The 12139-nt window shown below is 61.7% G+C and carries 9 protein-coding genes and 3 tRNA genes; 8 read left to right on the plus strand and 4 right to left on the minus strand.

Going from position 1 to position 12139, the window contains the following annotated elements:
• The first annotated feature begins 540 nt into the window (after nt 1-540).
• The 4 genes from SB765_RS27725 to SB765_RS27740 all read left to right on the plus strand — a co-directional run bounded on the left by SB765_RS27725 (nt 541) and on the right by SB765_RS27740 (nt 3495).
• Nucleotides 541-1176, plus strand: a complete 636-nt coding sequence (locus SB765_RS27725) for a TetR/AcrR family transcriptional regulator (protein WP_016485495.1) — start codon at nt 541-543, stop codon at nt 1174-1176.
• A gap of 107 nt (nt 1177-1283) precedes the next feature.
• A complete protein-coding gene (locus tag SB765_RS27730) occupies nt 1284-2252 on the plus strand; it encodes a GTP 3',8-cyclase MoaA (protein WP_410932255.1) in 969 nt (322 codons plus the stop codon).
• Between the two features lie 66 nt (nt 2253-2318).
• On the plus strand, nt 2319-2924 hold the full coding sequence (locus SB765_RS27735; protein WP_016485497.1) for a DUF4823 domain-containing protein: 606 nt from the start codon (nt 2319-2321) through the stop codon (nt 2922-2924).
• Nucleotides 2925-2934: 10 nt separating this feature from the next.
• Nucleotides 2935-3495, plus strand: a complete 561-nt coding sequence (locus SB765_RS27740) for a DUF1285 domain-containing protein (RefSeq protein ID WP_341797960.1) — start codon at nt 2935-2937, stop codon at nt 3493-3495.
• Nucleotides 3496-3651: 156 nt separating this feature from the next.
• Here the strand turns inward: SB765_RS27740 and SB765_RS27745 are convergent.
• A tRNA-Asn gene (locus SB765_RS27745) sits at nt 3652-3727 on the minus strand.
• 63 nt (nt 3728-3790) lie between these two features.
• Entirely contained in the window at nt 3791-4987 is a 1197-nt protein-coding gene (locus SB765_RS27750; RefSeq protein WP_341797961.1) for an amino acid aminotransferase, read from the minus strand.
• A gap of 287 nt (nt 4988-5274) precedes the next feature.
• Between SB765_RS27750 and uvrB the strand changes: the two genes are divergently transcribed.
• Complete coding sequence (uvrB, locus tag SB765_RS27755; protein ID WP_016500881.1) at nt 5275-7290, plus strand: excinuclease ABC subunit UvrB; 2016 nt, start codon at nt 5275-5277, stop codon at nt 7288-7290.
• 122 nt (nt 7291-7412) lie between these two features.
• Here the strand turns inward: uvrB and SB765_RS27760 are convergent, their stop codons facing one another.
• Together SB765_RS27760 and SB765_RS27765 are read right to left on the minus strand one after the other, a co-directional pair.
• Nucleotides 7413-8903, minus strand: coding sequence for an MDR family MFS transporter (locus SB765_RS27760; RefSeq protein WP_341798862.1), 1491 nt, complete (start codon nt 8901-8903; stop codon nt 7413-7415).
• Between the two features lie 49 nt (nt 8904-8952).
• On the minus strand, nt 8953-10008 hold the full coding sequence (locus SB765_RS27765) for an HlyD family secretion protein (RefSeq protein ID WP_410932256.1): 1056 nt from the start codon (nt 10006-10008) through the stop codon (nt 8953-8955).
• 143 nt (nt 10009-10151) lie between these two features.
• On the opposite strand from SB765_RS27765, the gene gltX reads away from it, so the two are divergent.
• The 3 genes from gltX (at nt 10152) to SB765_RS27780 (ending at nt 12139) form a co-directional block, all read left to right on the plus strand.
• Nucleotides 10152-11633 (plus strand): glutamate--tRNA ligase, encoded by a 1482-nt coding sequence (gene gltX, locus SB765_RS27770; RefSeq protein ID WP_410911345.1) that lies wholly within the window; start codon nt 10152-10154, stop codon nt 11631-11633.
• Nucleotides 11634-11915: 282 nt separating this feature from the next.
• Nucleotides 11916-11991: transfer RNA gene (locus tag SB765_RS27775), tRNA-Ala, on the plus strand.
• A 72-nt stretch (nt 11992-12063) separates the two neighbouring features.
• Nucleotides 12064-12139, plus strand: a tRNA-Glu gene (locus SB765_RS27780).

Consider the following 12139-nt stretch of genomic DNA (forward strand, 5'->3'; position numbering starts at 1 on the left):
TCCGGCCTCGCTCCCGGGAGGACCGCGCTGCAGGCCCCATCCTGGGGCCCAGCGCTTGACGGGCATCCATGCCCGTCCCCCCCCTCCGCAAGGCCTGCGTTCGGCCTCCTGAAGTCGCGAAGATCAAGATCAAGATCAATATCAATATCAAGATCACAGGCACGGTACAGCACAAACTCCGAGCGGGGAGTGCGGGTCGCTGTGCGACCCGTCGCGCAAGCAAAAAAAACCCGGGTTCTGGGGGGGAATCCGGGTTAAGACCATTAGGAGTAAAACAAAGGTACGCGGTCCCTGAGCACCTTTATCGGCGCGCCACTTGGGGGGGATGCGCCGCGCCAACACTTCAAGTATTGGTCAGGTTTGGCGCAGTGCCAGCGTATATTGGTCGTTTTTTAAACAAATTTGGAATACGCCGAGGTTTCAATCCTTCCGCAGCGCATGGCAGTAAGCATGGTGAAACACAGACATGCGTGGATGATCCGTGCAATTTCTTGCAAGTTAGGCATAATAAACCGCTTCGATTGTCATCCAGTCCTTCCCATGCAGAAAGAACCTCGTAAGGTCCGTGAGTTTCGCCGTCGCGAACAGGAAATCCTCGACACCGCGCTCAAGCTGTTTCTCGAACAGGGTGAGGACAGCGTCACCGTCGAAATGATCGCCGACGCCGTGGGTATCGGCAAAGGCACGATCTACAAGCATTTCAAGTCAAAGGCGGAAATCTACCTGCGCCTGATGCTCGACTATGAGCGCGACCTGAACGAACTGTTGCACTCGGCCGACGTCGACCGTGACAAGGAAGCCCTGTCACGCGCCTACTTCGAGTTCCGCATGCGCGACCCGCAACGTTACCGGCTGTTCGATCGCCTGGAAGAGAAGGTGGTCAAGGGCAACCAGGTGCCGGAAATGGTCGAGCAACTGCACAGTATCCGTGCCTCCAACTTCGATCGCCTGACTCAGCTGATCAAGGGCCGCATCAGCGAAGGCAAGCTCGAAGACGTACCGCCGTATTTCCATTACTGCGCGGCCTGGGCGCTGGTGCACGGCGCCGTGGCGCTGTACCACTCGCCGTTCTGGAGCAATGTGCTTGAGGATCAGGAAGGTTTCTTCCAGTTCCTGATGGACATCGGTGTGCGCATGGGCAACAAACGCAAACGCGATCCGGAACCGACGAACTGAAGCGTTCCGTCACTTGACGCTGAAACCGGCAGGGTGCGGGGGCTTGCAAAAACCTGATTTATGAGTCAGGTTTCGCCTGCCCCTTATCATCCATGCCGGAGTCATTCATGATTGTCGATCGTCAAGGCAGGCGCTTTCGCAACCTGCGTGTCAGCCTGACGGCTGCTTGCAATTATGCCTGCACCTACTGCGTGCCAGACGGCAAACGCCTGGTGGCGGCGCAAGACGAACTCTCGGCAGATGCCCTGGCCTGCGGCGTGGCCTACCTGATCGAAGCGGCTGGTATCGAGCGCCTGCGCATCACAGGGGGTGAGCCGCTGGTCAGCCCGCGCCTGGATGCCTTTCTGGCCGCCGTGGCCAAGCTCGACCTCGACGATATTTCGCTGACCACCAATGGCCAGCTGTTGGCGCGTAAGTTGCCCCAGCTGCAAGCGGCGGGTATCCGACGCCTGAATGTTTCCCTCGACACTCTCGAGCCTCAGGCCTTCCGCCGCATTGCTCGGGGCGGCGACCTGACCAGTGTGCTGGCGGGTATGGAGCAGGCCAGTGCACTGGGCATGCGAATCAAGGTGAACATGGTGCCAATGCGCGGGCACAACCTCGAGCAGGTATTGCCGCTGCTGGATTACTGCCTGGAGCGCGGCTTCGAGTTGCGCTTCATCGAACTCATGCGCATGGGCCACCTGGCCCGTGAGCACAATGCCTTTGTGCAGCAGTTCGTCGGGCTCGACCAGTTGCTGGCGCTGATCGGCGGCAAGCATGCCTATGTCCAGGTCGATGCGCCGCTGGACGCCACAGCCCTGCGCTATGAAATCCCGGGCATTGGCCACTTCGGCATCATCGCCAACGAGAGCGTACCGTTTTGCCGTACCTGCTCGCGCTTGCGCCTGTCCTCCACGGGCTGGTTGCATGGCTGCCTGTCTTCGAGCAATCGCCACTTCGTCGGTGACCTGCTGGAAAAGCCGCGTCATCAGGCCCTGCCGGCCCTGCAGCGCCTGTTGGTCAAGGCGCTGGCAGACAAGCAGGACCTGGCGTTTTCCGGTGATGTGATGGTGATGAAGGTGATTGGCGGCTGAAGCTGGCGCAAAAGCTGCATCCGCCGGCTATTCGCCGGTTTTTCGTCGCCGGCCACTGGAGGAAAGATGCGTAGCCTGGTCTTGCTGCTGGCGCTGATGGCGCTGGGCGGCTGCATGAATGTCAGCGATATGGGCGAAGGCGTCCGCTATCACATGAGCGATGCCGGTCTGCTGGACCACAGTGATACCCGGCGTACCCTGTCGATCCGCCTACAGCCCGACTCGTTCATCTTCATCGGCCAGGGTGCATTCGTGCCGCCGGGCAAGGGGCCGGTGCCACGGCAGAACGCGGTGGCTGACGAGGCGTTCAAGAGCTTTGTCGAGTATTTCCCGTTGGTGCGCCGCGCCCAAGGCCCATTGGGCCTGGAAGACGCCATTGCCCAGGCACGTTCGGTGGGTGCCGACTACGTCCTGTACACCCGCTTCGCCCGTACCGATGACCGCATCGGCAATGGCGATGAGTGGTATGACGAACAGGCCGTCGACCGGCTGGGGTGGGACACTGGCGTGGTGCAGATGATGTTGATCGAAACCAATACCCGCTACCTGATCGACACCGCACGCATCAAGAGCCGTGGCGGTTTGTTGACGTTCCATGACAACACCCCGGAGGATTTGCTTGGTGCGCCGATGCGCGAGTACGCTCGTAGCCTTCTGGGTATGAGCGAATGAGGCAGGCGTGATGAGTGATTCCGGCAAGGCCAATGATCTTCTGGCACAGATCCCCAAGGCCAAGGGCCTGCCGCCGGTGCATCTGTGGAACCCGGATTTTTGCGGTGACATCGACATGCGCATTGCCCGCGATGGCACCTGGTATTACCTGGGCACGCCGATCGGGCGCAAGCCGATGGTGCGGTTGTTTTCCACGATCATTCGCCGCGATGGCGATGACTACTTCCTGATTACCCCGGTAGAAAAGGTTGGCATCCGCGTCGACGATGCCCCATTCGTGGCCGTGGCGCTGGAGGTGCTGGGGGAGGGGGAGCAGCAGGTGCTGCGCTTCACCAGCAATGTCGAGGACCAGGTTGACGCCGGGCCGGATAATCCCCTGCGGGTAGTGATCGACCCGGTGACGCAGGAGCCATCGCCGTATGTGTTGATGCGCAGCAACCTGGAAGCGCTGATACATCGCAATGTGTTTTACCAGCTGGTGGAACTGGCGGTGCCGCATGTAATCGAGGGGGAGGAATGGTTGGGCGTATGGAGCCGGGGGGAGTTTTACCCGATTGGGCGCAGTAGTTGAGGGCTCTGGGGCTGGAAGGCGCATGTCTTGAGTCTTGTGCTGCCTGGTAAATCGAGCGCCGCGCGGGCGGCGCTCGATTTACCAGGCGCTGACATACTTCCGGTGAACAACCAAAAAGCCCCCGGTTGCTTGCGCACCCGGGGGCTTTTCAATGTTTGGCTCCGCGACCTGGACTCGAACCAGGGACCCAATGATTAACAGTCATTTGCTCTACCGACTGAGCTATCGCGGAATCTGCGCCATATGTTACTGATTGCCAGGGAGATGTCAAGCCTCTCCCAGGCAAATCAATAGGTTACAGCACTTCGACGATGGCCTTGGTCACCACGTGGATGTTGCTCTGGTTCAGCGCGGCAACCGCGATCCGGCCGGTGTCCAGCGCGTAGATGCCAAACTCGTTCTTCAGGCGCGCCACTTGTTCAACGGTCAGGCCCGAGTAGGAGAACATGCCCGCCTGGCGGCCAACGAAGCTGAAATCGCGCTTGGCGCCATATTCAGCCAGCAGGCTGACCATTTGCTGGCGCATGCCGTGGATGCGCTGGCGCATCTCGCTCAGCTCGGCTTCCCACATCTGGCGCAGTTCGCCGCTGTTCAGCACGGTAGCGACGATGGTCGCGCCGTGGGTCGGCGGGTTGGAGTAGGTGGTGCGGATTACGCGCTTGACCTGCGACAGCACGCGAGTGCTTTCGTCTTTGTTGCCGGTGACGATCGACAGTGCGCCAACGCGCTCGCCATACAGCGAGAACGACTTGGAGAACGAACTGGAAACGAAGAAGTCCAGGCCCGACTCGGCGAACAGGCGCACGGCGAAGGCGTCTTCGGCGATGCCGTCACCAAAGCCTTGGTAGGCCATGTCGAGGAACGGCACATGGCCCTTGGCCTTGACCACTTCCAGGACGTTTTTCCAGTCGTCCAGGCCCAGGTCGACGCCAGTCGGGTTGTGGCAGCAGGCATGCAGCACGACGATCGAGCCGGACGGCAGGTTGTTCAGGTCTTCGAGCATGCCGGCACGGTTGACGTCGTTGCTCGGCGCGTCGTAGTAGCGGTAGTTCTGTACCGGGAAACCGGCGGTCTCGAACAGTGCGCGGTGGTTTTCCCAGCTCGGGTCGCTGATGGCAACCACGGCATTGGGCGACAGGCGCTTGAGGAAGTCGGCGCCGATCTTCAGCGCGCCGGTGCCGCCAACGGCCTGCACGGTGACCACGCGGCCGGCGGCCAGCAGTGGCGACTCGGCGCCGAAGATCAGTTTTTGCACGGCCTGGTCGTAAGTGGCGATGCCGTCGATCGGCAGGTAGCCGCGCGAGGCGTGCTGGGCGGCACGCTGGGTTTCGGCTTCGATCACGGCGCGCAGCAGCGGAATGCGGCCTTCCTCATTGCAGTACACGCCAACGCCCAGGTTGACCTTCTCGGTACGTGGGTCGGCGTTGAATGCTTCGTTGAGGCCCAGGATAGGGTCGCGGGGTGCCAGCTCGACAGCGGAAAACAGGCTCATTGTTACATTGGCTCTGATTGGAGAGTGATAGGACGTACACGCTCCAGCCGAATGCACTGAAGCGGTGCACAAACGGGGAGTCAGTATAGTGATACCGCCCGGTCACTGCGACACTCTGGCACAGCTTTTCCGGCTATTTGCGCAAATATTTTTCGACCATTGGTCTAATTGCCGTGTCCACTGTAACAAGCGCTCACAGCCCGGCCTTGAAAGCGCGCCCGGATAGCCGCATTTGGGTATAGACTACTGGCTAAATTTACAGTTGCTGCAATACCGCGAGGTCCGACATGTCCGAGTTCCAGCTCGTCACCCGTTTCCAGCCGGCCGGCGACCAGCCCGAGGCCATCCGCCAGATGGTCGAAGGCATCGAGGCGGGGCTGTCGCACCAGACGCTGCTCGGCGTAACGGGCTCGGGCAAGACCTTCAGCATCGCCAACGTCATCGCGCAGGTACAGCGCCCGACCCTCGTACTGGCGCCGAACAAGACCCTGGCCGCGCAGTTGTACGGCGAATTCAAGGCGTTCTTCCCCAATAACGCGGTGGAGTATTTCGTTTCCTACTACGACTACTACCAGCCCGAGGCCTACGTGCCGTCGTCGGACACCTTCATCGAGAAGGACGCCTCGATCAACGACCATATCGAGCAGATGCGCCTGTCGGCGACCAAGGCGCTGCTGGAGCGGCGCGATGCAATCATCGTGACCACCGTGTCGTGCATCTATGGCCTGGGCAGCCCCGAGTCCTACCTGAAAATGGTCCTGCATGTGGACCGCGGCGACAAGCTCGATCAGCGCGCACTGCTGCGCCGGCTGGCCGACCTGCAGTACACCCGCAACGAAATGGACTTTGCCCGTGCCACCTTCCGCGTGCGCGGTGATGTGATCGACATCTTCCCGGCCGAGTCGGACCTTGAAGCCATCCGCATCGAACTGTTCGATGACGAGGTGGAGAACATCGCCGCCTTCGACCCGCTCACCGGCGAGGTTTTCCGCAAGTTGCCACGTTTCACCTTCTACCCCAAGAGCCACTACGTTACCCCGCGGGAAACCCTGCTGGAGGCCGTGGAGGGCATCAAGGAAGAGTTGAAGGAGCGCCTGGAGTACCTGCACAAGGCCAACAAGCTGGTGGAAGCGCAGCGCCTGGAGCAGCGCACCCGTTTCGATCTGGAAATGATCATGGAGCTGGGTTACTGCAACGGCATCGAGAACTACTCGCGCTACCTGTCCGGGCGCCCGGCCGGTGCGCCGCCGCCCACCCTGTACGACTACCTGCCAGCCGATGCACTGCTGGTGATCGACGAATCACACGTCAGCGTTCCGCAGGTCGGTGCCATGTACAAGGGCGACCGTTCGCGCAAGGAAACCCTGGTCGAGTACGGCTTCCGCATGCCCTCGGCACTGGACAACCGGCCGATGCGCTTCGATGAGTGGGAAGATGTAAGCCCGCAGACCATCTTCGTGTCCGCTACCCCGGGCCCCTACGAAGCCGAGCATTCCGGGCGCGTGGTGGAGCAGGTGGTGCGTCCGACCGGCCTGGTAGACCCGCAGGTCGAGATACGGCCGGCACTGACCCAGGTGGACGACTTGCTGTCGGAAATCCGCAAGCGCGTGGCGCTGGGCGAGCGGGTGCTGGCCACTACGCTGACCAAGCGCATGGCCGAGGATCTCTCTGATTACCTCGCCGACCACGATGTGCGGGTGCGCTACCTGCACTCGGACATCGACACGGTGGAGCGGGTAGAGATCATCCGCGACCTGCGCCTGGGCACCTTCGACGTGCTGGTGGGCATCAACCTGCTGCGCGAAGGCCTGGACATGCCGGAGGTTTCGCTGGTGGCGATCCTCGATGCCGACAAGGAAGGCTTCCTGCGCTCGGAGCGCTCGCTGATCCAGACCATCGGCCGCGCTGCGCGTAACCTCAATGGCCGGGCCATCCTGTACGCCGACAACATCACCGGCTCGATGCAGCGGGCGATTGACGAAACCGAGCGACGCCGTGAAAAGCAGGTCGCCTTCAACGAAGCCAACGGCATCGTGCCCAAGGGCGTGGTCAAGGACATCACCGACATCATGGAAGGCGCCACTGTGCCTGGCGCGCGCAGCAAAAAGCGCAAGGGCATGGCCAAGGCGGCAGAAGAGAGCGCCCGTTATGAGGCCGAGCTGCGTACGCCGGGCGAGATCACCAAGCGTATCAAGCAGCTTGAAGAGAAGATGATGCAGTTCGCCCGCGACCTGGAGTTCGAAGCTGCGGCGCAGCTGCGCGACGAGATTACCCAGCTGCGCGAGCGGTTGATTACCAGCTGATCCCTTTGGGTGGCTGAACTGGCCCTATCGCCGGCAAGCCAGCTCCCACAGGTGTGCCGCTGCATTCAAAATTTGCCCGGTACCTGTGGTAGCTGGCTTGCCGGCGATAGGCTCAGCACAAGCTAGTGGGCTTCCCCAGCCTTCAACCCCGCCGGCAGCTTGCGGGTGAGCAACACTGCCACCATGCTCACCGCCAACCCGATCCCGACAAAGTGGAAGGCGTCGTTGTAGGCCATGATCATGGCCTGCTGGTGGGTGATTTCGCTTAACTTGCCCAGCGCCGCATTGTCATTGCCCAGCCGCTCGGCCAGTTGCGCCAGCCGTTCCGCTACCTGCGGGTTGCTCGGCACTACCGCTTCGCGCAGGTAGTCGAAATACACCTTGGTGCGCGCATCCAGCAGCGTGGCCAGCAAGGCGATGCCAATCGCACCCCCCAGGTTACGCAGGATATTGAACAGGCTCGATGCCGACCCCGCATCCTGCGGCTGGATGTAAGCCGTGGCGATCAGCGAAATGGTCACCATGATCATCGGCTGGCCAAGGGCGCGGATGATCTGGATATGGTTGAACTGCGGCCCGGCAAAGTCCGGGTTGAGCACCCCCGAGCCGAAACTGGCGGCGCCGAACAGACAGAACCCCAGGGCGCACAGCAGCTTGGGCGACACCACTTTCATCAGCTGTGGCACCAGCGGGATCAGAAACAGCTGCGGCACCCCCATCCACATGATCACCTCGCCGATCTGCAAGGCGTTGTAGCCCTGCACCTGGGCCAGGTACAGCGGCAGCAGGTAGATCGACCCGTACAGGCCTACGCCCATGCCCAGGCTGGCGATGCTCGACAGGCCGAAATTGCGGTTACCGAGGATGCGCAGGTTGATCAGCGGGTGTGGCTTGGAGAACTGCAGGATGACGAAGGTGATCAGGCTGACCAGGGCGACGCTGCCCAGGCCGACGATCAGGTGCGACTCCAGCCAGTCCTTGCGGTGCCCCTCTTCAAGAAACACCTGCAGGCAGCCCAACCCCAGGCCCAGGGTGACGATGCCTGCATAATCGGTGCTTTTCAGCAGCTCCCAGTGCGCCTCTTTCTTCTCCAGCCCGTACAGCAGGCCGGCAATCATCACCAGGCCCGGCGGGATGTTGATGTAGAAAATGTACTCCCAGCCCCAGTTCTCTGTCAGCCAGCCGCCCAGGGTGGGGCCGATGGAGGGGGCAAACGTGGCGGTCATGGCGAACATCGCCATGCCTTTGGCGCGGTGGTGTTCGGGCAGCTTGATCAGCGTGAGGGTAAACGCCAGTGGGATCAGCGCGCCGCCGGTAAAGCCTTGCAGGGCGCGGAACAGGATCATGCTCTCCAGGTTCCAGGCCATCGAGCACAGCAGTGACGACAACAGAAAGCCCCCGGAAACCCACACGGCCAGGCGCCGGGCAGACAGCAGCTGCACCAGCCAGGCGGTCAGCGGAATCATGATGATTTCCGCCACCAGGTACGAGGTGGAAATCCACGAGCCTTCTTCCAGGGTTGCCGACAGGGCACCCTGGATGTCCTTCAGTGACGAGTTGGTGATCTGGATGTCCAGCACCGCCATGAACGCGCCGAGCATCACACTCATCACCGCGATCCAGTCGCGCCGGGTAGGCTCGTCGCTGGGCCTGAGCAGTTGGTCACCGGCCATCGTGGCCTTCGCTCTCGCTGCGCAGGTCGATGGTGGCTGTCACCGACATGCCGGGGCGGATGCGCCCATGCAGCGGGTTGTCGGCGCTGAAGGTGAGCTTGACCGGGATGCGCTGCACCACCTTGGTGAAGTTCCCGGTGGCGTTATCGGGTGGCAGCAGGCTGAACTGCGCCCCCGAGGCCGCGAACACACTGTTTACCCGGCCTTCGATGGGGGTGTCCGGGTAGCTGTCGAACAGCAGCTCGGCGCGCTGGCCAGGCTGCATCTGGCCGATCTGGGTTTCCTTGAAGTTGGCCTGCACCCAGATGTCTTCGTCGGGCACGATCGACAGCAGGTAGGCACCGGCCTGCACCACCTGGCCATTGCGCGCATTGCGCTGGCCGATAGTGCCGCTGATCGGCGCGCGGATTTCGCAACGGGTCAGGTTAAGCTCGGCCTGGGCCAGGTCGGCGCGGGCATTGGCGATTTGTGCATCGAGGCGTTTGAGGTCGGCGTTCAGGGCGTTGACCTGCTGGCGCTGGCTTTGCAGGTCGGCGCGGGCCTTGTCGACTTGAGAGCCGGCAACATGGCTGTCTGCCGATAGGGTGGTGACCCGCTCCTCGGAGATGAATCCTGGCTTGCGCAGCTTTTCGGCACGGCTCAGGTCCACTCGGGAACGGTCGAACGTGGCCTGGTTGGCTGCCACCTGAGCCTGCCCGGCGGCGATCAGGCTACCTTGCTGGGTCAGGCGACTTTGTGCCTGTGCGTATTCCGCTTCACGGGTGGCCAGGGTGGCGCGGGCGCGGTCAACCGCCAGGTCAAAGTCTGCCGCTTCCAGGCGTACCAGCAGGTCACCTCTGTTAACGTGCTGGTTGTCCTCGACCGGCACCGCGTCGATACGTGCGCCCAGCTGGCTGGAGATACGGGTGATCTCGCCCTGTACGTAGGCGTTGTCGGTGCTCTCGTAGAAGCGGCCCTTGAAGTACCAGTGGGCCAGGAAGGCGAGGGCGATGATGGCCACCAGGGTGAAGAAGATCGCCAGGCGGCGTTTGAGTTGGGCAGGCATGGGGACTATCGTTCCAGAAATGTAAGCAAATTTAACAGTGCCGCAGGGCCTGTCCACAAGTGACGTTCGCGCCATTGCTGGAGCCCGGTGCCTGCCTCCTGCTAACATCCCGCCTTTGTTTCATCTTCAGTTCGAGACCTTCCATGACCACCGTACGCACGCGTATCGCGCCATCGCCTACCGGCGACCCCCATGTCGGCACTGCCTACATCGCCCTGTTCAACTACTGCTTTGCCAAGCAGCACGGCGGTGAGTTCATCCTGCGCATCGAAGACACCGACCAGCTGCGCTCCACGCGCGAGTCGGAACAGCAGATCTTCGACGCCCTGCGCTGGCTCGGCATCGAATGGAACGAAGGCCCGGATGTGGGCGGCCCGCACGGCCCTTACCGCCAGAGCGAGCGTGGCGAGATCTACGCGAAGTATGCCAAGGAGCTGGTTGACGCCGGCCACGCCTTCTATTGCTTCTGCACCGCCGAAGAGCTGGAGCAGATGCGTGCCGAGCAACAGGCCCGCGGTGAAACCCCGCGCTACGACGGCCGCGCACTGCTGCTGAGCGCCGAGGAAGTGCAGCGCCGCCTGGATGCTGGCGAGCCACACGTGATCCGCATGAAGGTGCCGAGCGAAGGTATCTGCGTGGTGCCGGACATGCTGCGTGGCGATGTCGAAATCCCGTGGGACCGCATGGACATGCAGGTGCTGATGAAGAACGACGGCCTGCCGACGTACTTCCTGGCCAACGTGGTCGACGACCACCTGATGGGCATCACCCACGTCCTGCGTGGCGAAGAGTGGCTGCCGTCGGCGCCCAAGCTGATCAAGCTGTACGAATACTTCGGCTGGGACCAGCCCAAGCTGTGCTACATGCCGCTGCTGCGTAACCCGGACAAGTCCAAGCTGTCCAAGCGCAAGAATCCAACCTCGGTGACCTTCTACGAGCGCATGGGCTTCATGCCGGAGGCGATGCTCAACTACCTGGGCCGCATGGGCTGGTCGATGCCGGACGAGCGCGAGAAGTTCTCGCTGGACGAGATGGTCGAGCACTTCGACCTGTCGCGTATTTCGCTGGGTGGCCCGATCTTCGACATCGAGAAGCTGTCCTGGCTCAACGGCCAGTGGCTGCGCGAACTGCCGGTCGAGGAATTCGCCACACGCCTGCAGAAGTGGGCATTCAACAGCGACTACATGATGAAGATTGCACCGCACGTGCAGGGCCGGGTCGAGACTTTCAGCCAGGTAGCCCCGCTGGGCGGGTTCTTCTTCGAAGGTGCGCTGAAGCTGGATGCCAAGCTGTTCGAAAGCAAGAAACTGTCGGCCGACCAGGTGCGCCAGGTGATCCAGCTGATCCTGTGGAAGCTCGAAAGCCTGCGCCAGTGGGAAAAAGAGCGCATCACCGGCTGCATCCAGGCCGTGGTCGAGGCGCTGGAACTGAAGTTGCGTGATGCCATGCCGCTGATGTTCGCCGCCATTACTGGCCAGGCCAGCTCGGTGTCGGTGCTGGACGCCATGGAAATCCTCGGCCCCGACCTGACCCGCTACCGTCTGCGCCAGGCCCTGGACCTGCTGGGTGGTGTGTCGAAGAAAGAAAACAAAGAGTGGGAAAAGCTGCTGGCTTCGATCGCCTGATTCAGCGTTACACCTAACCTGTGAGGGCGGGCGTGCCCGCGAATGCGGTGTTTGATCTACCATCGCATTCGCGGGCACGCCCGCTCCCACAAGGTCCAGCTGAAGCCCGAAAAACCGGGGCAGGGCGGTAAGTGATTGTTATCTGTGAAAAAACTTTTGAATATTTTCAAAATTTCGTTTGACAGCCCTGCAATCCGATCTTAATATGCGCCCCGTCCACAGCGATGAACGAAAACGAAACGCCAGCCACCCAGCCAGCGATTCTGTTCAAAGCGACATTGTGGGGCTATAGCTCAGCTGGGAGAGCGCCTGCATGGCATGCAGGAGGTCAGCGGTTCGATCCCGCTTAGCTCCACCAAATTCCGCTTGTCAGTCACGGCTGGCGAGCAAGACCGGGTCCAGCAACCGGGTCTTGAAGGTAAGAAGGTTCGTCCCCTTCGTCTAGTGGCCTAGGACACCGCCCTTTCACGGCGGTAACAGGGGTTCGAGTCCCCTAGGGGACGCCA

Source organism: Pseudomonas sp. SIMBA_067 (genome assembly GCF_046534675.1).
Lineage (GTDB): Bacteria > Pseudomonadota > Gammaproteobacteria > Pseudomonadales > Pseudomonadaceae > Aquipseudomonas > Aquipseudomonas putida.

Bases quoted from the DNA above. Each gene is read 5' to 3' on its own strand.
- gltX (WP_410911345.1), top strand. From the start codon at position 10,152: ATGACCACCGTACGCACGCGTATCGCGCCATCGCCTACCGGCGACCCC.
- SB765_RS27725 (WP_016485495.1), top strand. From the start codon at position 541: ATGCAGAAAGAACCTCGTAAGGTCCGTGAGTTTCGCCGTCGCGAACAG.
- SB765_RS27765 (WP_410932256.1), bottom strand. From the start codon at position 10,008: ATGCCTGCCCAACTCAAACGCCGCCTGGCGATCTTCTTCACCCTGGTG.
- SB765_RS27750 (WP_341797961.1), bottom strand. From the start codon at position 4,987: ATGAGCCTGTTTTCCGCTGTCGAGCTGGCACCCCGCGACCCTATCCTG.
- SB765_RS27730 (WP_410932255.1), top strand. From the start codon at position 1,284: ATGATTGTCGATCGTCAAGGCAGGCGCTTTCGCAACCTGCGTGTCAGC.
- SB765_RS27740 (WP_341797960.1), top strand. From the start codon at position 2,935: ATGAGTGATTCCGGCAAGGCCAATGATCTTCTGGCACAGATCCCCAAG.
- uvrB (WP_016500881.1), top strand. From the start codon at position 5,275: ATGTCCGAGTTCCAGCTCGTCACCCGTTTCCAGCCGGCCGGCGACCAG.
- SB765_RS27735 (WP_016485497.1), top strand. From the start codon at position 2,319: ATGCGTAGCCTGGTCTTGCTGCTGGCGCTGATGGCGCTGGGCGGCTGC.